Source organism: Haloarchaeobius baliensis, from assembly GCF_052060055.1.
GTDB classification, from domain to species: domain Archaea; phylum Halobacteriota; class Halobacteria; order Halobacteriales; family Natrialbaceae; genus Haloarchaeobius; species Haloarchaeobius baliensis.
In genome coordinates this window covers 289,470-308,901 of record NZ_JBPPFR010000001.1, presented here as the reverse complement: position 1 = coordinate 308,901, position 19,432 = coordinate 289,470, and the positions used below count along the sequence as shown (strand labels likewise).

Sequence of the window (19,432 nt, the reverse complement as noted above, 5' to 3'; positions counted from 1 at the left end):
AAGCAGAACCGGTATCAGTCACTCGCCCCCACCCATCACCAATGGGTTCGTCCAACGGTCCCTCCCCGCTGCTCGGAGTCATCGTCGCACAGCTCGGAGTCCTCATACTGACGACACAGGATGCCAGTGGCACCATCGTCACGGTCGGTTCGATGGTGTTCGGCCTCGGCGCGGTTGTCGTGACCCCGTTCTGGATTCTGCTGCAGGCGTTCGATTCGGGGCCAAGCGGAACCGAGACGGCCGAGTAACAGGCGGCTGAGAACGGTGGGTTTATCAAGCGCACAGGGGTAGACGTAGCCAAGATTACTCTCGATATGGCAGGAAACCACCAACAACCGGAGGTGAACATCGGACTCGTCGGCCACGTCGACCACGGGAAGACGACACTCGTGCAGGCACTCAGTGGCGAGTGGACCGACCAGCACTCCGAGGAGATGAAGCGTGGCATCTCCATCCGCCTCGGCTACGCCGACGCCACGTTCCGCCGCTGCCCCGAGTGCGAGGCGCCCGATGCGTACACCGTCGCCGACCACTGCGACGAACACGACGTCGACACCGAGGTCGTCCGCACGGTCTCGTTCGTCGACGCACCCGGTCACGAGACGCTGATGGCGACGATGCTCTCCGGCGCGGCCATCATGGACGGCGCGGTCCTCGTCGTGAGCGCGACCGAGGACGTGCCCCAGGCCCAGACCGAGGAGCACCTGATGGCGCTCGACATCATCGGCATCGATAACATCGTCATCGCCCAGAACAAGGTCGACCTCGTCGACGCCGAGCGGGCCCGCGAGAACTACGAGCAGATCAGGGAGTTCGTCTCGGGCACCGTCGCCGAGGACGCCCCCATCATCCCGGTCAGCGCGGGCCAGAACGTCAACATGGACGTCCTCATCGATGCCATCGAGAAGCGCATCCCGACGCCCGACCGCGACCCCGACGCCGACGCACGGATGCACGTCGCGCGGTCGTTCGACATCAACCGGCCGGGCACCACGTGGGACCAGCTCAAGGGCGGCGTCATCGGTGGCTCGCTCGTCAGCGGCCGGCTCCACACCGACGACGACATCGAGGTCCGTCCGGGCCGCGAGGTCGAGGAGGGCGGCCAGACGGAGTACCGTCCCATCGAGACCACCATCCGCTCGCTGCAGGCCGGCGGCCAGACCGTCGACGAGGCGTCGCCGGGCGGCCTGCTCGGCGTCGGCACCGGGCTCGACCCCTCGTACACGAAGGGCGACGCGCTCGCCGGGCAGATCGCCGGCCCACCGGGGACGCTCCCGCCGACGTGGGAGGCCTTCACGATGTCCGTCGACCTGCTCGACCGCGTCGTCGGCGACGACATGGGCGAGGTCGAGGACATCAACACCGGCGAGCCGCTGATGCTCACGGTCGGTACCGCCACCACGGTCGGTGCGGTCACCTCCGCCCGCGAGGGCGAGTGCGAGGTCAACCTCAAGCGGCCGGTCTGTGCCCCCGACGGCGCGAAGATCGCCATCAACCGCCGCGTCGGTGCACGCTGGCGGCTCATCGGGATCGGCACGCTCCAGGGATAGCCGATGTCGACACGGGTCGTCCTCGACACGAGCGCGCTCATGATGCCCGTCGAGCTCGACGTGCGGCTGTTCGACGAGCTCGACCGCCTCGTCGAGGGTGTCGACCCGGTCGCGCCGCAGGCGGTCGTCGAGGAACTGCGCCGCCTCTCGGAGAAGGGCGGCGAGGAGGGCACGGCCGCGAACGTCGGCCACGACCTCGTCACGGAACGCTGTCTCATCGTCGACACGGAGGAATCGTACGCAGACGACGCCATCGTCGAACTCGCCCGGGAGGGCCACGCCGCGTACGTCGTCACGAACGACCTGCCCCTGCGCGACCGCGTGCTGGACGCGGGCGTTCCGGTAATAGCTTTACGGGGCAAGAACAAACTTGCAGTAACTCAACCATAAACAGATGTACAAACGCGTCAGGCTCAAGGACACGGTCGAGGTGCCGCCGGAGGAGCTCGGGGACGTCAGCCCGGACCTCGTGAAGAAACTGCTGCAGGAGAAGCTCGAAGGACGGATGGACGAGGACGTCGGGAGCGTCGTCACCGTCACGAAGGTCCACGACATCGGCGAGGGGACGGTCCTCCCGAACCGTCCGGGCGTCTACTACGAGGCGGACTTCGACGCGGTCACGTTCGACCCGCAGATGCAGGAGGTCGTCGACGGGACCGTCGTCGAGGTCGTCGAGTTCGGTGCCTTCGTCGGCATCGGTCCGGTCGACGGGCTGCTCCACGTCTCGCAGATCTCCGACGAGTACCTCGCCTTCGACCACGAGAACCAGCAGCTCGCCTCCAGCGAGTCCAACCGCACGCTCGGCGTCGACGACGCCGTCCGGGCGCGCATCGTCACCAAGAGCATCGACGAGCGCAACCCGCGCGACTCCAAGATCGGGCTCACGGCGAAACAGCCCGGCCTCGGCAAGCACGGCTGGCTCGAGGAGGACAGACAGAAGCGCGAAGCGCAGGCGGGTGATTAGATGGCACAAGACAGGATCGTCTGCCGCGAGTGCCATCGTGTTAACGAGCCGAACAACGCGACGTGTGAGTCCTGTGGCTCCAGCTCGCTGACGGAGGACTGGGCGGGCTACGTCATCATCGCCCACCCCGAGAAGTCCGATATCGCCACCGAGATGGAGGTCACGGAGCCCGGCAAGTACGCGCTGAAGGTCCGTTGACGTGACCGAGGACAGCGACGGCACGGTCGTGCTCACGCTGCCCAAGTCGCTCCGTAGCGCGTTCAAGGAGCCGCTGGGCCCGGTCGAGACCGACGCGAACACCCTTCTGCAGGACGTCTCGGGCCCGCTCGTGGCCGTCGGCGACATCGTCACCTACCACTTCGTGAGCGCCGGGCGACAGCCCGACGTGGCCCTGGTCGACGAGCGGACGAAGCGCGCACCCGTCGACGAGGCCGTCCGCGAGGCGGTCGTCGACCCCGACGTGACCGTCCCGAACCCGGCGGGCACCATCACGGCGGAGCTGCTCGTCGCGCTCCGGGACGCGCTCGCCGACGGCGAGGCGACGACCATCTTCGTCGACGGCGAGGAGGACCTCGCGACACTCCCCGCGGTACTCCTGGCGCCCGAAGGCGCGAGCGTCGTCTACGGCCAGCCCGACGAGGGCATGGTCCACGTCGAGGTCACGGCGGAGAACAAGCGGAAGATGCAGTCGTTGCTCGACCGGATGGACGGCGACCACGAGCGGGTCGCCGAGCTGCTCTAGTTCTCGTCCGTCGCGTCGCCGAACTCGAACTCCACGTCGTCAGCAGCCGGTTCGTCGCCGCCCGCGTCGGCGTCCGCCACCGGGTCCGCGTCGAGCGCCTGTTCGTCGAACGAGTCGTCCAGACTGAGCTCCTCGCCGAGCAGGCCATCCGCATCGGCGGTGGCGTCCGTGTCGAAGCGGTCGAGTGCTTCGCTCAGGCGGGACGCCTGCTGGCTGAGCGAGCCGGCGCTGTTGGACACCTCGGTGAGTGCGGTGGTCTGCTCCTCGGCGGCCGCGGCGACGTTCTCGGCCTCGCTCGTGGTCTCCTCGGAGATGGTCGCCGCGTCGTCGACCATCGCCACGACCTCCTGGGTGGAGGCTGCCTGCTCCTCCGTCGCCGCCGAGATCTCCTGGACGCCCGTGTTGGTCTCCTGGGCATACTCGGCGATCTCGTCCAGCGCGTCGACCGCGCGTTCGACGCTTTCGACGTTCTGGGAGACACGCGCGGCCGTGTTCTGGACCTCCTCTGCGGTCTCGTCGGTCTGCTCCTGGATGCGCTCGAGGCGCTCCTCGATGTCCTCGGCCGCGGACTTCGTGTCCTCGGCGAGCTCTTTGACCTGCTGGGCGACGACCGCGAACCCTTCGCCCTCGCCGTCGGCGTTGCCGGCGGCACCGCGTGACGCCTCGATGTTCGCGTTCAGTGCGAGCATGTTCGTCTCCTTCGCGAGGTCCGTGATGAACTCGGTCAGCTCGTCGATCTGCTGCATCTCGTCCTCGAGCTCGGCGATGGCCTCGACGGCAGCCTCGGAGTCGGTCTCGATGTCTCGCATGCCCTCGATGGCGTCCTCGGCGGCATCGCGACCGGTACGGCCCGTCTCGGCGGTGCGCTCCGCGATGTCGGCGACCTCGTTCGAGGAGGCCGCGATCTCCTCCGTGGTCGTCGAGAGGCTCTCCATCTCGCCGCTGACGTTCTGGAGGCTCTGGTTCTGCCGTTCCGCGCCGTCCGAGATCTCCTGGATGGATTCGGTGACCTGCTCGGACGCCGACCGGACCTCCTCGCTGGAGGCCGTCACCTGCTCGGACGCGGTGGCGACCTCGCTCGCGAAGCTCTTCAGACGTTCGACGGTCGTCTCGATCTCGGCGATCATCTCGTTGAACTCCGTCGCGATGTCGCTCATCGCGTCCGACTTGGACTCTGCGTTCATGCGGGCGGTGAAGTCGCCGTCCCCGCAGGACTGCATCACCCGGGCGTACTGGTCGGCCTTCTGCTCGAGGTGACGGTTCATCTCCTCGGCCTCGGCCTGGGCGAGCTCTGCCGCCTCGCGTGCCTCGTTGGCGTTCTGGATCTGCTCGCGCAGGGCGTCACGCATCGACGCGAAGCCGGCGTACAGCTGCCCGATGTTGTCGACCCGGCCGGTCTCGAAGTCGACGTTCAGGTCGCCCTCCTCCATCTGTTCGGCCTTCCCGCGGAGCCGGTCGATGGAGGTCGCGGTGTTCCGGCCGAGCACCGCGCCGACCAGACCGATGAGCAGGACGATGCCGCCGGTGACGTACAGCCCGTACTCGGAGATGTCGGAGACGACACCGTAGGCCTCGTCCTGGGGTTTGTGGACGGCGACGACCCAGTCGGTACCCTCGACCGGTGCGTAGCCGACGACGTAGGCCTCCCGGACGCCGTACGAACTGCTGTCGAGCACGCTGTCGGGCGAGTCGGCGGTGAGTGCCGCGCTGGAGTTGCTGCCCTCGCCGGCGATGCCGGTGATCTCCCCGGCGCTGCTCGCGTCGTAGGTGTCGCCGAAGAACAGCGACGCGAACTGGTCGTCGAAGAGGATGGTCCCGTCGCTGTCCATGACGAGCGTCGCGCCGGAGCCGCCGACGGTGCCGCGAAGGTTCAGCGAGTAGGCGTCGGCGCTCATCGTCAACAGGATGGCGTGCCCATCACCGGTCGCCGCGGCGTAGGTGACCGCCTGGAGCTGCCCGGTCTGGTAGACGTCGACCAGCCGGGGGTTCTCGGTGCCCTCGATGCCGTCGAGTGTGCTGGTCGACGACATCCCGAGGGTGTCGAGGCTCTGTCCATCGAACCCGCGGGAGCTCGCCTCGATGGTCCGGTCGTCGAGGCTGACGTACTCGATGGCCTCGACGTCCTCGAGGGTGCTGCGCTGTGACAGCATGGCGGTGATACGAGTCGTGTTCTCGCTCTCGACCGCATCGGTCGTCGCCAGGATCCGGGTCAGCTGTCTGTTCCGCTGGTTCCACTTCGAGAGCTCGTTCGCCTCCTGATTCGCGAGGATGGCGTACTCCTCGTTGGTGCCCTGTTTGACCTCCTGTTCGACCTGTGCCGTCGCCGCAAGACCGACCGCACCGACCACGACGCCGAGCAGAACGAGCGCGATAGCGAACTTCAGTGCATAGCGTTTGCGAATCGCGTTAGGAACGAGTACCCGGACGAACTGGAACATACCCTTGAATTTAGTGGGTGATTCATAAAGCTCTCGGCAGATATTGTCACGTTATTTGCACTACGGTACCGAGACCCGTGCAGGGGACAGTCACGGAGCGGGCCCGGCGCGTGTGCTGGCGTTCACCCACCGGTCGCCAGTCGCCTCAGCGGTCGAACCTCCCACTTCGAAATCCTTTTACCCGCTTCGCGGGGTAGATTAGGTAACTGGATACCATGGACATCGAGATACTCTCTGAGGAGGAGAACCCCATGTTGCACCGAACGGACGTGAAGTTCGAGATGGTCCACGAGGAAGCGACCCCGTCTCGTCTCTCGGTTCGCGACAGCCTCGCGGCCATGCTGAACAAGGACGCCGACGAGGTCGTCATCCGCAAGCTCGACACGAAGTTCGGGATGCGCAAGACCGTCGGCCACGCGAAGGTGTACGACACCGCAGAGCGCGCCCGGGACGTCGAGCAGGACCACATGCTCGACCGCAACAAGATCGTCGCCGACGAGGCCGGCGAGGAAGCGGAGGAGGCCTGAGATGGCACGCTACGAGTACTACAGCGACGACGGCGAGTCCGAGCGAGAGCTGTGTCCGCGCTGTGGCGACACGTTCCTCGGCGACTACGGCGACCGCAAGCATTGCGGGAAGTGCTCCTACACCGAGTGGGAGTAGATGCGCGTCCTCGGCGTCGAGGGCACGGCCTGGTGCGCCAGTGCCGCCTGCTACGACGCTGAGGCCGACGCTGTTCTCATCGAATCCGACGCCTACGAACCGGAGAGCGGCGGCATCCACCCGCGCGAGGCCGCCGAGCACATGCAGGAGGCGCTGCCCGCGGTCGTCGAACGGGTCCTCGCGCAGGTCGACGGCCCCATCGACGCGGTCGCGTTCTCGCGGGGCCCCGGCCTCGGCCCGTGTCTCCGCATCGTCGGCACCACGGCACGGGCGCTCGCGGGGGCGCTCGACGTGCCGCTCGTCGGCGTCAACCACATGGTCGCCCACCTGGAGATCGGCAGGCACGAGTCGGGGTTCGCCTCGCCGGTCTGTCTGAACGCCAGCGGCGCGAACGCCCACCTGCTGGGCTACCGCGACGGCCGCTACCGCGTGCTCGGCGAGACGATGGACACCGGGGTCGGCAACGCCATCGACAAGTTCACCCGGCACGTCGGCTGGTCCCATCCGGGCGGCCCGAAGGTCGAGGCCCACGCCGAAGACGGCGCGTTCGTCGACCTGCCGTACGTCGTCAAGGGGATGGACTTCTCGTTCTCGGGCATCATGTCCGCGGCGAAGCAGGCCTACGACGACGGGACACCGGTCGAGGACGTCTGCTTCTCGCTGCAGGAGCACATCTTCGGGATGCTCACCGAGGTGTCCGAACGCGCCCTCTCGCTCACCGGCAGCGACGAGCTCGTCCTCGGCGGCGGCGTCGCCCAGAACGCACGGCTCAGGGAGATGCTTTCGACGATGTGCGAGCAGCGCGGGGCCGAGTTCTTCGCGCCCGAGCCCCGGTTCCTGCGGGACAACGCCGGCATGATCGCCGTCCTGGGCGCGAAGATGTACGCGGCGGGCGACACGCTCGCCATCCCGGAGTCGGGTGTCGACCCGAACTTCCGTCCGGACGAGGTGCCGGTGACCTGGCGCGACGCCGACGAGGACGTCGCCATCGCACCCGAGTCAGGCCCGGTCCGCGGTGCCGAGGCGTTCGTCGAGTTCGAAGACGACACGGTCCGGAAGCGCCGGGTCCCGAAGCGCTACCGCCACCCCGACCTCGACGCGACGCTGCGCCGCGACCGCACGGTGCAGGAGGCCCGGCTGACGAGCCTCGCCCGCCGCGTCGGCGTGCCGACGCCGGTCGTCCGCGACATCGACGTCCAGTCGGCCACCATCGAGTTCGAGCACGTCGGCGCGGCGGACCTGCGCGACGGCCTCTCCGTCGACCGCGTCCGCGACGTGGGCCGGCACCTCGCGACCATCCACGGGGCCGGCTTCGTCCACGGCGACCCCACCACGCGGAACGTCCGGGTCGGTGGCCCGGACGGCCGGGTCTACCTCGTCGACTTCGGCCTCGGCTATCACACGGACCACGTCGAGGACTACGCGATGGACCTGCACGTGTTCGACCAGAGCCTCGTCGGGACCGCCGACGCCCCCGACGAGCTGCGGGACGTGGTCCGCGAGGGCTACCGCGATGTCGGCGACGAGCAGGTGCTCACGCGGCTGCAGGATGTCGAGGGACGCGGACGCTATCGGTGAGAATCAGGCTGGTCCGCTGACGATCAGGCGGGCCGTTCTTCAACGTCGGCGCGCTCGCGGATGAGCTCGCGGAGCTCCTCGGCGTCGCGCAGTTGCTCGACCTCCTCGCGCTCGACGATGGCGGTGCCGTCCACGGACTCGCGCTTCGAGCGGTCGACGAAGTACACCGACCGGGTGCGGGTCACGTCGCCGATGGAGGCCATGATGCGGGCGCGCTTCTCCGCGGCCTCGGTGAACGCCGAGTGGCCGGTGAGGATGGTGTCCTCGCGGACGTCCCACGCGTCGGCGCTGTCGCTGGCCTCGTGGTCCTCGCTGACGGCCTTGAACGGCGCTCTGGTGGTGGGATGGACGTCGAAGCCGACGCGGGTCATCACCGTGACCATCGGCTCGTCGTCGGGGTCGGCGTCGGGGTCCTCCGGCGTCGGCTCGGCGTCGCGGACCTCGTCGGCACCGTCCTCCAGCACGTCGACTGGGGCGGTCAGCGGCGCGTCGAACAGCTCCTCAAGGCGCATCGCGACCTCGACGGAGGCGTTCATGCCGTCCTCGTACTTCGAGACGGTGCGCCGTGAGACACCGAGTTCGCTGGCGAGCTGGCCGAGGCTCATGTCCTGCTCCTCGCGTTCGTCCGCGAGCAGGTCGCCGTCGATGTTGACGTAGAGGCCGCCGGGGGCGGCGTAGACGAGCGGTGGGACGCCCTCGACGAACAGCCCCATGGCGGTGTCGGGGGCGAAGACGGGCACGCCGTGGCGGAAGTACACCACGTCCGATTCGAGCTCCTCGTCGCGGGTCCGCAGGCCGATGACCATCGGGGTCGCGTTGAGGTACGCGCCCAGACGGCGCATCTCCGCGCCGGTGGCGGCGTCGAAGGCGTCGATGTTCGAGAGCACCTTCAGCAGCACGAGGTCCTCGCCGCGTCGTGCCGCGAGGTCGAAGCTCTTGGGCCGGATGGCACACCGGTCGCTCACGGCGAAGCCCGCGTCCTGGAGCATTGCTGTGAGGTTGCCGACCAGTGCATCCCGGGACATACCCGTACGTAATCGATTCTTCGCATATATGTGTTGTGTCGGGCGCGAACGTCCGGTGTCCGGCGATTCCGGGCGATTCCGGGGGGAACGTTCAAATACGAGTTCGCGAGGCGGGTCCCGAAAGCGCTTACCCGTCGCCCCCGCTACCACCCGGCGATGACGGTCATCGGGCTGGACGACACGGACTCCCGCGACCGCGGGATGTGCACGACGTACGTCGCCAGCCGCGTCGCCGACCGGGTCACGGCGGCCGGCGGCCACGTCGACCGCGTCCTGCTCGTCCGGCTGAACCCCGCCGTCGAGCACAAGACCCGGGGCAACGCCGCACTCGCGGTCCACTGCGACCTCGACCCGGCCGCCGCCGAGCGCATCGCCCGCGAGGAACTCGCCGCCGCCGAGACCGACGACCCGCGGACGAACCCCGGGTTCGTCGTCGCCCCCGGCGCGCCCGAGGAGGTTCCCGACCGCGTCGCCATCTTCGCCCGCGACGCCCTCCGCGAGATCCACGCGATCGACGACGCCCGGAACCTCGCCGACGAGTCCGGCTACCGCCACGGCGGCCGGGGCAACGGCCGGGGCACCGTCGGCGCGCTCGCAGCCGTCGGCGCCTGGGCCGCCCTGGACGACTGGACGTACGAACACATCAGCTACCGCGAGCCCGACCGCTGGGGCACCGAGCGCGCGGTCGACTACGACTCCCTCTTCGCGGCCGCCGACCGCCACTACCCCGACGCCTGGGACACCGTCGACCGCGTCGAGGGCGAGGCGGTCTGCGTGCCGCACACGCCGTGTCCCATCCTCCACGGGGTCCGCGGCGACGACCCCGATGCGGTCCGGGCACTCGCCAGCGAGGTCCGGAGCGAACCCGTCCACGACGCCCGGCTGTTCGTCACCAACCAGGGCACCGATGCCCACCTCGCCGACGGCGAGCTCGGCGCGCTGGAGCCGGCGCGAGGCTGGCGCGTCGACGGCACGGTCCTGGGCGAACCGGAGACCCGCGAGGGCGGCCACGTCTTCGTCGCGTTCGGCGAGCCCGACGGCCCCCAACTGGAGTGCGCAGCCTTCGAACCAACCAAACGGTTCCGCGACCGCGTGCGCGCGCTCCGCCCGGGCGACCGCCTCACCGTCTGCGGCGAGGTCAGCGACGGGACGCTCAAACTGGAGAAGTTCGCCGTTCGTGAGCTGAACACCACCGAGCACGTCACTCCCACCTGCGCCGACTGCGGCCGGACGATGAAGTCCGCGGGCCGGAACCAGGGCTACCGCTGCCGGGACTGTGGCACCCAATCCGACGGCAAGGTCGAGACCACCGTCGAACGCGACCTCGACCTCGGCTGGTACGAGGTCCCGCCGTGTGCCCGCCGCCACGTCGCGAAACCGCTCGTCAGGGGCGGGTTCGACGCCCCAACGCACCCGGAGCGGTGAACTCGTGAATTTCTGGCTCGGCGCGCGGCTGTCGAGCGTGCCGAAGGCCGCTCGCCGCACTCGTGCGAGGGACGAGACGCGCAGGGCGACCGCGCATCGGTCACGAGACGCTTGCGTCTCGTGAGCCCGCCGGAAATCTCTGATTTCCGGAGATGTGGCCAGAAAGCGGAGCTTTCTGGCTGCTAACCGGAAACCGGAGGTTTCCGGTGATGCAGGAGGCTGGGGAGGCCTGAGGTGCGGTGCGGTCGCGGTCGGGCGGGACTGAAAGGGGCTGCTCGCTCGACGAACCCCGACGAAGCAAGGACCGCAGCGGAGCGAGGACCACAGCGAGTCGCGGGAGTCGAGCGAGCAGGGGCTTTCTGGCCGTTCGCGGCTGCAGTTGCTCCCGTCGGTGAAGGGGCTTTCTGGTTGTCAACAGCCGTTTCACCAACAGCACTGACACGCCCGTACGATTTCAGCACCGACACCGACAAACGGCTCCCACCCGAACGCCAAGCCGATGACCGACACCCGGCAGTGCTGGCTCGTGGAGCGTTCGTTCGGCGACCGGAACCTCGTCACCGTCGTGTACGCGACCGAGGACGGCGCACTCTACCGCCAGCAGGAGCGCTCGGAGCACGCCGTGCGTCGCTCCCCAGTCACCGCAGGAGCGACGTTCCCGGCGGCGGAGCTGGAGGAGACGCCGGACGAGGAGACCCGGAAGCGGTACGCGGCGGAGGCTCGGCGGACGGCCGACTCCTACGAGCCGGACGAGGAGATCTGACCCCGGACGGTCCGACCGGGACGGTGAAAGAGGTCCGAAATCAGATACGAGCCCCTGTTTTCGACCATTGTTGGACGTATTGAGCCAGATAGAGCCGTGCTACTACCCATCAGAGTACCTATAAATAGGCGAAAAGCGTATATCTGTTATGGCTTCTGTAATCGAACTTACCAACGTGACCAAGCAGTTCGGCGACGTCACCGCACTGCGAGACGTCGACCTCACCGTCGAGGAGGGGGAGGTGTTCGGATTCCTCGGCCCGAACGGCGCCGGCAAGTCCACCACCATCGACATGCTGCTCGACTTCGTCCGCCCGACAGCGGGCGAGATCCGCGTGCTCGGGATGGACCCCCAGCGCGAGAGCGTCGCGCTCCGCAAGCACGTCGGCATCCTCCCGGACGGCTACCACATCTACGACCGACTCACCGGCCGCCAGCACGTCCAGTTCGCCATCGACTCCAAGGGCGGCGACGACGACCCCATCGACCTGCTGGAGCGCGTCGGCATCGCCGAGGCCGCCGACCGGAAGGCCGGGGGCTACTCCAAGGGGATGACCCAGCGGCTCGTCCTCGCGATGGCGCTCGCCGGCGAACCCGACCTCCTCGTGCTCGACGAACCCACCACCGGGCTCGACCCCGCCGGGGCGCGCGAGATGCGCGAGATCATCCGCGAGGAGGTGTCGCGCGGCGCGACGGTGTTCTTCTCGTCGCACATCCTCGAGCAGGTCGAGGCGGTCTGTGACCGCGTCGCCATCCTCAACCGGGGCGAGCTCGTCGCCGTCGACACCATCGACAACCTGCGTGCGAGCATGGGTGACGGTGCGACGCTCACGGTCACCGTCGACGCCGAGCCGACCACGGAGACGCTCGACGCCATCGAGGCGCTCCCGGGCATCACGTCAGTCGGCGCAGCCGGCACCACCATCACGGTCCAGTGCGCGTCGAGCGCCAAGACCGCGGTGCTCGACGCCATCGAGGCGTCGGGGCACCACGTCTCTGACTTCGCGACCGAGCGCACCTCGCTCGAGGACCTGTTCCTCGAGTACACCGGGAACGCCGACGCGCCCGCCGGCGACGCCGAGGACGGCGCCGAACCGGCAGCCGACGCGGCGATGGAGGTGGAGCGATGAGCTGGACCGCCGTCGCCCGGAAGGACTTCCAGGATGCCAGGCTCTCGCGGTCGCTCTGGCTGCTGACGGGCCTGTTCGTCCTGTTCGCTGCCGGCATGGCCTGGATCTACACGGAGATCGAGGCCCTCGGCGGGAGCGACCCCGAACTCACCGCGCTCGGGCTGTACGACTTCCTCGCCTCGTCGGCGACGCTGTTCGTCTCCATCGCGGCGCTGGTGCTGGCGTACAAGGCCATCGCCGGCGAGCGTGATTCGGGCAGCGTGAAGCTCCTGCTCGGCCTGCCCCACTCGCGACTCGACGTCGTGTTCGGCAAGGTCGTCGGGCGCACCGCGACGCTCGCGGTCTCCATCGTCCTCGGGTTCGTCGTCGCGCTCGGGGTCATCGTGGCCCTGTACGACGCGTACTCGCTGGTCGACTACGCGCTGTTCGTCGGCGTGACCCTGCTGTTCGCGCTGGTGTACGTGAGCCTCATGGTCGGCATCTCCGCCAGCGTCGCCACCAGCGGCAAGGCCGCCGCCCTCGCGTTCGGCACCTTCGTGGTCGTCGAGCTGCTCTGGGGTGCGGTCGCCACCGCCGCGGTGTACGTCGCCAACGGCTTTGCGCTCCCGGCCACCATCGCCGACTACCCCACCTGGTACTTCGGCATCGTGAGCCTCTCGCCCAGCGCGGCCTACCAGTCCGCCCTCGCGACCGTCCTCGACGGCGCGAGCACCACCGGCGAGATCGTCGGCGGCACCGCAGAGGCGGTCTACCTCGAGCCCTGGTTCGGCTTCGTCTGGCTGACCCTCTGGCTCGTCGTCCCGCTCGCCATCGGCGCGTTCCGGTTCAGCCGCGCCGACCTCTGAACGACTGCAGAAGCCGATTTTCCGGGTCGGCAACTCGCCGACCGCTTTTATAGTGTGGGTGTTCGTAGCGTGGCACACACATGGCCGCCATCGAACTCGACCGCGTCACGAAGCGGTTCGACGAGGTCACCGCACTCGACGAGCTCACCATGACCGTCGAGGAGGGGGAGGTGTTCGGCTTCCTCGGCCCGAACGGCGCCGGCAAGTCCACCACCATCGACATCCTCCTCGACTTCGTCCGCCCGACCAGCGGGTCGTGTCGCGTGCTCGGGATGGACCCACAGCGGCAGCCCGAGGCCGTCCGCAACCGCGTCGGCATCCTCCCCGACGGCTACCACGTCTACGACCGCCTGACGGGTCGCCAGCACGTCCAGTTCGCCATCGACTCCAAGGACGGCGACGACGACCCGATCCGCCTGCTCGAACGGGTCGACATCGCGGACGCCGCAGACCGCAAGGCGGGTGGCTACTCCAAGGGGATGACCCAGCGGCTCGTCCTCGCGATGGCGCTCGCCGGCGAGCCCGACCTCCTCGTCCTCGACGAACCGACGACCGGCCTCGACCCCGCCGGGGCGCGCGAGATGCGCGAGATCATCGAGACGGAGGTCGACCGCGGCGCGACGGTGTTCTTCTCCAGCCACATCCTCGAGCAGGTCGAGGCCGTCGCCGACCGCGTCGGCATCCTCAGCGACGGCGAGCTCGTCGCCGTCGACACCATCGACAACCTCCGCGACGCCACCGCCACGGGCGAGACGCTCACCGTGACGCTCTCGACCCCGCCGGACGACGCCGGTCTCGCCGCCGCCGAGGCCGTCGACGGCGTCCAGAACGTGGCCGTCGACGGCGCGACGCTCACCATCTCCTGTGCGGGCAACGTCAAGATGGACGTCCTCGACGCCATCGAGTCCGCCGGCCACGAGGTCGTCGACTTCTCCACCGAGGAGACCTCGCTGGAGGACCTGTTCATGCAGTACACGGAGGTGAGCGAATGAGCGCACCGCTCGTCGCGAAGAAGGACTTCCAGGACGCCAGCCGCTCGAAGGTCCTCTGGCTGCTCTCCGGGCTGTACGTGCTGTTCATCTCCGCGATGGTCTGGGCGTTCTCCGCGTTCGAGGGGCTGCTCTCCGGTGGCGACGCGGCCGCAGCCGCCCAGCAGGGCGTGAGCTTCAACCTCTACATCTTCCTGGCCGGCGCGACCACGCTCTTCATCTCCGCCACCGCGCTCGTCGTGAGCTACAAGTCCATCGCCGGCGAGCGCGAGTCCGGCCAGATCAAGCTCCTGCTCGGCCTGCCCCACTCCAGGCTGGACGTGCTGCTCGGCAAGGTCGTCGGCCGCACCGCGGTCCTCGCCGTCCCCGTCCTGCTCGGCTTCGCCGTCGCGCTCCTCGTCGCGTTCGCCCTCGGCGTGAACGTCGTCGTGACCGAGTACGCCTTCTTCGCGCTGCTGACCGTCCTCTACGCGCTGGTGTACGTCAGCATCGTCGTCGGCGTCTCCGCGATGGCGAACACCACGACGCAGGCGACCGCCGGCGCCATCTCCGTCTTCGTCGTCCTCGAGGTGCTCTGGGAGCTCATCCCCACCATGACCGTCTTCGGCTACTACTACGTCACCGACCAGCCTATCCCCGTGTCGCCCGCGGAGTACCCCGAGTGGTTCTACGTCGTCACCCGGCTCGCGCCGACCGCAGCGTACAACGTCGCCCGGAACGCCGTCCTCCCGAAGTCGGCGTCGGTCACCATCGACAGCAGTTCGTTCCTCCTGCAGGACTGGCTCGGCTTCGTCGTGCTCGGGCTGTGGCTCGTCGTCCCGCTGGTCGTGGGGTACTGGCGGTTCGACGCCGCCGACCTCTGACCGCGGGTCAGGTTTCACTGATCCAACAGCGTCTGAAGATGCGAGCCTCCGCCCTCACTCCCCGACCCAGTCGTCGACGCCGTGCTCTGCCAGCACGTCCCGGAAGCCGTCCTCGTCGATGGTCGGCACGTCGTTCGCGTCGGCGTCGTCGCGCTTCGACTGCCCCGGATTGTCGCCGACGACGAGGTAGTCGGTGTTGCCCGAGACCGAGGAGGTGGCGGAGCCGCCGTGGCGCTCCACGAGGTCCTGGAACTCGCTCCTCGATTCGGAGAGCGAACCCGTGAACACGAACGTCAGCCCGTCGAGCTCGTCGGCTCCCGCGACCTCGTACGGCTCCGGCTCGACACCTGCCGCGGCGAGCCGGTCGAGGACGCGCTGGTTCGCCTCGCTCCCGAAGAAGTCGACGATGGTCTCGGCGACGATGGGGCCGACGTCCGCGACGGACCGGAGTCGCTCCTCGTCGCCGGCCGCGGCGGTCTCGCGGAGGGCGTCGAGCGTGCCGAACTCGGCGGCGAGCGCGCGGGCGGTCTCCGGGCCGACCTTCTGGATGCCCAGCGCGGCGAGGAAGTCCGGCAGCGTGGGCTCCTTCGAGGCGTCCAGCTCGGCGAGCAGGTTGTCCGCGCTGGTCTCGCCCCACCCCTCGAGTTCGAGCAGGTCCGCGCGCTCGATCTCGTAGAGGTCGGCGACGCCGTCGGTGACGAGGCCGGCAGCGACGAACTGCTCGACGGTCTCCGCGCCGAGGCCCTCGATGTCGAGGCCGGTGTCGCTGCCCCAGTGCTCGACGGACCGCTTGAGCTGTGCCGGACAGCCGAGCCCGCCCGAACAGAACGCCAGCGGCCCCTCGCGTTCGACCTGGCTGTCACAGACCGGGCAGGTGTCGGGCAGCTCGAAGTACCCCTCCGAGCGCTTCTCGACGACCTCGGCCACGTAGGGGATGACGTCGCCGGCGCGCTCGACGCGGACCACGTCCTCGACGTTGACGTTCAGACTCTCTATCTCGTCGGGGTTGTGCAGGCTCGCCCGCGAGACGGTGACGCCGCCGACGTCGACCGGGTCGAGCAGCGCCACGGGCGTCAGCCGGCCGGTCCGGCCGACCTGCACCGCCACGTCGGCGAGCCGGGTCTCCTCGTTCCGGGCGGGGAACTTGTAGGCGAACGCCCAGCGGTACGACCGGGCGGTCGCACCCAGCTCCTCGCGGGCGGCGCGGTCGTCGACCTTGACGACCACGCCGTCGATCTCGTAGTCGAGGTCGTCGCGCGACTCGAGCATGCGGTCGCGGTAGTCGATGGCGTCCTCGACGTCGCAGCCCGTCTCGACGCGGTCGTTCAGCGGCAGCCCGAACCCGGGGAACGACGCGAGCGCGTCCGAATGGGTCTCCCACTCCCGACTCGAATCCAGCACGTCGAAGAAGAACACCGAGAGGGGCCGCCGGGCAACGACGTTCGGGTCCTGCTGGCGGAGCGTCCCCGCGGTCGCGTTGCGCGGGTTCGCGAACGGCTCCTCGCCCGCCTCGACGCGCTCCTTGTTGTGGGCGGTGAAGGCGTCCTTCGGCATGTACACCTCGCCGCGGACGGCGAGATACTCCGGATAGTCGCCCCGCAGGCGCTGGGGCACTGCCGGGATGGTCCGGACGTTCTCGGTCACGTCGTCGCCCTCGTGGCCGTCGCCGCGGGTCGCCGCCCGTTCGTAGCGGCCGTCGCGGTAGATGACCTCGATGCTGACGCCGTCGAACTTCGGCTCGCAGACGTACTCGACCTCCCCGACGGCCTCGCGCACGCGACGGTCGAACTCGCGGACGTCGTCGGCCTCGCCGGACTGGTCGATGGAGAGCAGCGGCGCGACGTGCTCGACCGTCTCGAACGCCTCGACGGGCTGGCCGCCGACCCGGCGGGTCGGGGAGTCATCCGTCTGCAGGTCGAACGCGTCCTCCAGTTCCTGCAACCGCGAGAACAGCGCGTCGTACGTGCGGTCGCCGATGACCGGATCGTGGTCGACGTAGTACCGGTAGTCGTGGTACCGGACCGCCTCGCGGAGCAGTGCGGCCTGCTCGCGGGCCTCGTCCTCGGTCAGCTCGTCGACCGGCTCGAACGTCGTCTCCGGGTTCTCGACGTACGGGTTGTCGTCGGCGAGGTCGGCCTCACTCATCGAGTCCGGCTTGGAAGCCGGCCGGGTTAGGTCTTGCTCGATGCCCTCAGCACTCGTCGACGCGCTGGAGGTCCTCCTGGGCGGCGTCGCGCTGCTCGCGCGCCGTCACGAGGTCCTCGTTCCGGCCGGCTTCGAGCGCCTGCTGGAGGTGCTCGGTGGCCGCGACGAGGTGCTCGCTCTGACAGCGCGAGCGTTCGAGGTGGGTGGTGATGCTCGACGGCACGTCCTCGATGCTCCGGAAGCGCTCGTCTGCCGTCACGAACTGCTCCTCGGCGTCGGTGAGCGCGACCTCGGCGTCGTCGTAGCGCCGGTCGTCGAGCGCCTCCTGGGCGGTCGCGAGGTCGTCGCGTCCGAGCAGGATGGCCTCGTAGCCCCGGGTCATCGCGAGCATGGCGTCGACGAGCCGGCTCGCCGCGTTCAGCGACGGCTCGAGCTCCTCGTAGCTGACCGCCTCCACCGCGGCCAGCCGGTCGGGGTCCATCGCGTCGCTGGCCGCCTCGGCGGCCGTCACGTGGCCGTCTGCCTCCTCGGCGAGGGCCTCCGCATCGCGGACCTGTGCCAGCGCATCGTCGTAGTTTCCGTTCTCGACGGCGGTCTGGACCGAGTTCAGCCGGGCGTCGATGTCCACCGTGCCGAGCAGGTCGACGAGCCGCGTCATCGACTCCATCACGGTCGCCAGACCCCGGAGCGACTCGATGGTCGCCTGCTGGTCCGCGCCCGCACTCTCGGCCGCCGCGTCGAGGTCGGCCCGCGCGCTGTCGATGGCCGCCAGCGTCTCCTCGGTTTCGAGCTCGATCGCGGTCGGGTCCTCCTCCATCTGCGACTGGAGCTCGGAGAGCCGATAGCCGACGCGGTTGAGCATCCCGACCGCCGCGCGGATGTGCTCGTCCGCCTCGTCGGCCGACCCACCACCGCCACCGCCGCCCGAACCGTCACCGTCGCCGCCACCGCCACCGCCGCCCGAACCGCTGTCGTCGTTCGAGCCCCCACCGCCGCCGGTGTCGTCGCCGCCGGCTGCACCACCCGGTACCTCCGAACAGCCGGCGACCGCCGTCGCCCCGGCGACCGCGAGTGCCCGTATGAAGACACGTCTGTCCATGTCTGCCTGTGATTCCGGACGGCCGAACTTGACGCTTCTGGCTATAGCACCAGTAGCACGACCGCGAACAGGACCAGCACGCCGAGCACGTCGCAGGTGTTCGTCACGACCGGGATGACGACGTCGTCCGGGTCGAGCCCGAGCCGGTAGGCGGCGTAGGTCGTCACCAGCGTCACCGCGATGGCGAGCACCGCGAGCGCGGCCCCCGAACACGCCGCCACGAGGACGACCTGCGCCGGCGCGAGCGTCGCCCCCACGGTCAGCTCGGTCAGTGCCCACGCCCCGACACCGATCACCGGGAACACCGAGATCGCGAGCCCGGCCGTCGCGATGGCGTTGCCGACGAGCGTGTCGTCCTCGGGCGAGAACGTGATGGTGCCGAGGTGGACCGCCGTCGAGAGCCGTGCCGCGAGGATGGAGCCGAGGTTGCCCGCCGTCCCGATGGTCACCGGGACGAGCACCAGCAGCGACGGCCGCGCCAGCAGCTCGTCCTCGAAGCTCCCGAGCACCAGCCCCGAGCCCAGCTCGACGAGCGACAGTGCGAGCAGCAGCGGGAGCATCGCCCGCGAGATCGACCGGACCGACCAGTGCTCGGGCACTCAGATACCCCCGACCGACAGCACGATGCGCGCCGAGAGCAGGAGGAACGCCATCCCGAACACGTCGCCCGTCGTCGTGACGATGGGCCCGACGAGCGTGTCCGGGTTCTGCCCGCGACGGAAGCCGACGAAGACGACCGAGACGACCGCAATCGTGAGCGTGATTCCCGAGAGCAGGCCCGCCAGCAGCGACACCGCGACCAGCGTCGCCAGCGGCGCGGCCGACCGTCCGAGTAGCCCGAGAACGACGTACGCCGCCACCGCTGCAAACGCGCTCACGAACAGCCCGTTCGAGATGGCCGCCGCGATGGCCCCCCGGAGCCGCTCGTTCCCGAGGTCGACCCGCGGTTCGAGCAACCCCTGGTGGAGCCCCGTCGCCAGCCGCGCCCCCAGCGAGCCGTAGACGTTCCCGCGCGTCGCCAGCAGCGCCGGGACGAGCACCAGCAGCCCGGGCACCTGCTGGAGCTCCGAGCGCATCCCGCCCAGCACGACGCCCGCGAACAGCCCCCCGACGACGCTCGCCCCCAGCGCGGGCAGCGCCTCGCGGTAGGCCTCGCGTGCGACGGCGCGGATGCTCATGTGGGTCGAATCGAAGCCCGAGCGTATAAAAAATCG

The 19,432-nt window shown here is 69.2% G+C and carries 21 protein-coding genes; 15 read left to right on the top strand and 6 right to left on the bottom strand.

The annotated features are described in order from the left end of the window. The first annotated feature begins 41 nt into the window (after positions 1-41). From ACSG06_RS01560 to ACSG06_RS01535, 6 genes are all read left to right on the top strand, one after another. The gene (locus ACSG06_RS01560; RefSeq protein WP_440988502.1) at positions 42-248 is read left to right on the top strand and encodes a hypothetical protein; all 207 of its coding nucleotides are present in this window, start codon (positions 42-44) and stop codon (positions 246-248) included. 66 nt (positions 249-314) lie between these two features. Continuing rightward, complete coding sequence (locus ACSG06_RS01555) at positions 315-1,550, top strand: translation initiation factor IF-2 subunit gamma (protein ID WP_440988501.1); 1,236 nt, start codon at positions 315-317, stop codon at positions 1,548-1,550. A gap of 3 nt (positions 1,551-1,553) precedes the next feature. Further along, the gene (locus ACSG06_RS01550; protein WP_440988500.1) at positions 1,554-1,940 is read left to right on the top strand and encodes a type II toxin-antitoxin system VapC family toxin; all 387 of its coding nucleotides are present in this window, start codon (positions 1,554-1,556) and stop codon (positions 1,938-1,940) included. Positions 1,941-1,944: 4 nt separating this feature from the next. Then, complete coding sequence (locus ACSG06_RS01545; RefSeq protein WP_440988499.1) at positions 1,945-2,514, top strand: DNA-directed RNA polymerase; 570 nt, start codon at positions 1,945-1,947, stop codon at positions 2,512-2,514. After that, positions 2,515-2,712, top strand: a complete 198-nt coding sequence (spt4, locus tag ACSG06_RS01540) for a transcription elongation factor subunit Spt4 (protein WP_440988498.1) — start codon at positions 2,515-2,517, stop codon at positions 2,710-2,712. A gap of 1 nt (position 2,713) precedes the next feature. Further along, on the top strand, positions 2,714-3,256 hold the full coding sequence (locus ACSG06_RS01535; protein WP_440988497.1) for a GTP-dependent dephospho-CoA kinase family protein: 543 nt from the start codon (positions 2,714-2,716) through the stop codon (positions 3,254-3,256). Here ACSG06_RS01535 and ACSG06_RS01530 read toward each other — a convergent pair. Next, positions 3,253-5,694 (bottom strand): methyl-accepting chemotaxis protein, encoded by a 2,442-nt coding sequence (locus ACSG06_RS01530; RefSeq protein ID WP_440988496.1) that lies wholly within the window; start codon positions 5,692-5,694, stop codon positions 3,253-3,255. The genes ACSG06_RS01535 and ACSG06_RS01530 overlap by 4 nt on opposite strands. A gap of 215 nt (positions 5,695-5,909) precedes the next feature. Here ACSG06_RS01530 and ACSG06_RS01525 point away from each other — a divergent pair, with 215 nt between their 5' ends. Genes ACSG06_RS01525 through ACSG06_RS01515 form a run of 3 tightly spaced genes read left to right on the top strand, consistent with a single transcriptional unit; the run spans position 5,910 to position 7,935 of the window. Next, positions 5,910-6,221 carry a 30S ribosomal protein S24e gene (locus ACSG06_RS01525; protein WP_440988495.1) on the top strand — a complete coding sequence of 104 codons (312 nt, stop codon included), beginning with the start codon at positions 5,910-5,912 and terminating at the stop codon, positions 6,219-6,221. Position 6,222: 1 nt separating this feature from the next. Beyond that, on the top strand, positions 6,223-6,357 hold the full coding sequence (locus ACSG06_RS01520) for a 30S ribosomal protein S27ae (protein WP_440988494.1): 135 nt from the start codon (positions 6,223-6,225) through the stop codon (positions 6,355-6,357). Beyond that, positions 6,358-7,935, top strand: a complete 1,578-nt coding sequence (locus ACSG06_RS01515) for a bifunctional N(6)-L-threonylcarbamoyladenine synthase/serine/threonine protein kinase (RefSeq protein WP_440988493.1) — start codon at positions 6,358-6,360, stop codon at positions 7,933-7,935. It begins immediately after the preceding gene. Between the two features lie 23 nt (positions 7,936-7,958). On the opposite strand, the gene ACSG06_RS01510 is transcribed toward ACSG06_RS01515, so the two are convergent. Further along, complete coding sequence (locus tag ACSG06_RS01510) at positions 7,959-8,960, bottom strand: transcriptional regulator (RefSeq protein ID WP_440988492.1); 1,002 nt, start codon at positions 8,958-8,960, stop codon at positions 7,959-7,961. A 156-nt stretch (positions 8,961-9,116) separates the two neighbouring features. On the opposite strand from ACSG06_RS01510, the gene ACSG06_RS01505 reads away from it, so the two are divergent. From ACSG06_RS01505 to ACSG06_RS01480, 6 genes are all read left to right on the top strand, one after another. Continuing rightward, positions 9,117-10,385, top strand: coding sequence for a TiaS agmantine-binding domain-containing protein (locus tag ACSG06_RS01505; RefSeq protein ID WP_440988491.1), 1,269 nt, complete (start codon positions 9,117-9,119; stop codon positions 10,383-10,385). Between the two features lie 499 nt (positions 10,386-10,884). After that, positions 10,885-11,148, top strand: a complete 264-nt coding sequence (locus tag ACSG06_RS01500) for a DUF7967 family protein (RefSeq protein ID WP_440988490.1) — start codon at positions 10,885-10,887, stop codon at positions 11,146-11,148. A 148-nt stretch (positions 11,149-11,296) separates the two neighbouring features. Beyond that, complete coding sequence (locus tag ACSG06_RS01495) at positions 11,297-12,277, top strand: ABC transporter ATP-binding protein (protein ID WP_440988489.1); 981 nt, start codon at positions 11,297-11,299, stop codon at positions 12,275-12,277. Beyond that, positions 12,274-13,122, top strand: a complete 849-nt coding sequence (locus tag ACSG06_RS01490) for an ABC transporter permease subunit (protein ID WP_440988488.1) — start codon at positions 12,274-12,276, stop codon at positions 13,120-13,122. The genes ACSG06_RS01495 and ACSG06_RS01490 overlap by 4 nt, the downstream gene beginning before the upstream one ends. Positions 13,123-13,202: 80 nt before the next feature. Then, positions 13,203-14,114, top strand: a complete 912-nt coding sequence (locus ACSG06_RS01485; RefSeq protein WP_440988487.1) for an ABC transporter ATP-binding protein — start codon at positions 13,203-13,205, stop codon at positions 14,112-14,114. Next, positions 14,111-14,974, top strand: coding sequence for an ABC transporter permease (locus ACSG06_RS01480; RefSeq protein WP_440988486.1), 864 nt, complete (start codon positions 14,111-14,113; stop codon positions 14,972-14,974). The genes ACSG06_RS01485 and ACSG06_RS01480 overlap by 4 nt, the downstream gene beginning before the upstream one ends. A gap of 54 nt (positions 14,975-15,028) precedes the next feature. Here ACSG06_RS01480 and ligA read toward each other — a convergent pair whose 3' ends face one another. The 4 genes from ligA to ACSG06_RS01460 are packed head-to-tail and all read right to left on the bottom strand — an operon-like array spanning position 15,029 to position 19,396. After that, complete coding sequence (gene ligA, locus ACSG06_RS01475; RefSeq protein WP_440988485.1) at positions 15,029-17,119, bottom strand: NAD-dependent DNA ligase LigA; 2,091 nt, start codon at positions 17,117-17,119, stop codon at positions 15,029-15,031. A 46-nt stretch (positions 17,120-17,165) separates the two neighbouring features. Beyond that, on the bottom strand, positions 17,166-18,218 hold the full coding sequence (locus tag ACSG06_RS01470; RefSeq protein ID WP_440988484.1) for a hypothetical protein: 1,053 nt from the start codon (positions 18,216-18,218) through the stop codon (positions 17,166-17,168). Positions 18,219-18,259: 41 nt separating this feature from the next. Continuing rightward, complete coding sequence (locus ACSG06_RS01465) at positions 18,260-18,817, bottom strand: magnesium transporter (protein WP_440988483.1); 558 nt, start codon at positions 18,815-18,817, stop codon at positions 18,260-18,262. Continuing rightward, positions 18,818-19,396 (bottom strand): magnesium transporter, encoded by a 579-nt coding sequence (locus tag ACSG06_RS01460; protein ID WP_440988482.1) that lies wholly within the window; start codon positions 19,394-19,396, stop codon positions 18,818-18,820. It abuts the gene before it with no gap. Positions 19,397-19,432: the final 36 nt, after the last annotated feature.

Coding starts and splice junctions, on each gene's coding strand:
- ACSG06_RS01560 (WP_440988502.1), top strand. CDS start 42: ATGGGTTCGTCCAACGGTCCCTCCCCGCTGCTCGGAGTCATCGTCGCA.
- ACSG06_RS01555 (WP_440988501.1), top strand. CDS start 315: ATGGCAGGAAACCACCAACAACCGGAGGTGAACATCGGACTCGTCGGC.
- ACSG06_RS01550 (WP_440988500.1), top strand. CDS start 1,554: ATGTCGACACGGGTCGTCCTCGACACGAGCGCGCTCATGATGCCCGTC.
- ACSG06_RS01545 (WP_440988499.1), top strand. CDS start 1,945: ATGTACAAACGCGTCAGGCTCAAGGACACGGTCGAGGTGCCGCCGGAG.
- spt4 (WP_440988498.1), top strand. CDS start 2,515: ATGGCACAAGACAGGATCGTCTGCCGCGAGTGCCATCGTGTTAACGAG.
- ACSG06_RS01530 (WP_440988496.1), bottom strand. CDS start 5,694: ATGTTCCAGTTCGTCCGGGTACTCGTTCCTAACGCGATTCGCAAACGC.
- ACSG06_RS01525 (WP_440988495.1), top strand. CDS start 5,910: ATGGACATCGAGATACTCTCTGAGGAGGAGAACCCCATGTTGCACCGA.
- ACSG06_RS01520 (WP_440988494.1), top strand. CDS start 6,223: ATGGCACGCTACGAGTACTACAGCGACGACGGCGAGTCCGAGCGAGAG.
- ACSG06_RS01515 (WP_440988493.1), top strand. CDS start 6,358: ATGCGCGTCCTCGGCGTCGAGGGCACGGCCTGGTGCGCCAGTGCCGCC.
- ACSG06_RS01510 (WP_440988492.1), bottom strand. CDS start 8,960: ATGTCCCGGGATGCACTGGTCGGCAACCTCACAGCAATGCTCCAGGAC.
- ACSG06_RS01505 (WP_440988491.1), top strand. CDS start 9,117: ATGACGGTCATCGGGCTGGACGACACGGACTCCCGCGACCGCGGGATG.
- ACSG06_RS01500 (WP_440988490.1), top strand. CDS start 10,885: ATGACCGACACCCGGCAGTGCTGGCTCGTGGAGCGTTCGTTCGGCGAC.
- ACSG06_RS01495 (WP_440988489.1), top strand. CDS start 11,297: ATGGCTTCTGTAATCGAACTTACCAACGTGACCAAGCAGTTCGGCGAC.
- ACSG06_RS01490 (WP_440988488.1), top strand. CDS start 12,274: ATGAGCTGGACCGCCGTCGCCCGGAAGGACTTCCAGGATGCCAGGCTC.
- ACSG06_RS01485 (WP_440988487.1), top strand. CDS start 13,203: ATGGCCGCCATCGAACTCGACCGCGTCACGAAGCGGTTCGACGAGGTC.
- ACSG06_RS01480 (WP_440988486.1), top strand. CDS start 14,111: ATGAGCGCACCGCTCGTCGCGAAGAAGGACTTCCAGGACGCCAGCCGC.
- ligA (WP_440988485.1), bottom strand. CDS start 17,119: ATGAGTGAGGCCGACCTCGCCGACGACAACCCGTACGTCGAGAACCCG.
- ACSG06_RS01470 (WP_440988484.1), bottom strand. CDS start 18,218: ATGGACAGACGTGTCTTCATACGGGCACTCGCGGTCGCCGGGGCGACG.
- ACSG06_RS01460 (WP_440988482.1), bottom strand. CDS start 19,396: ATGAGCATCCGCGCCGTCGCACGCGAGGCCTACCGCGAGGCGCTGCCC.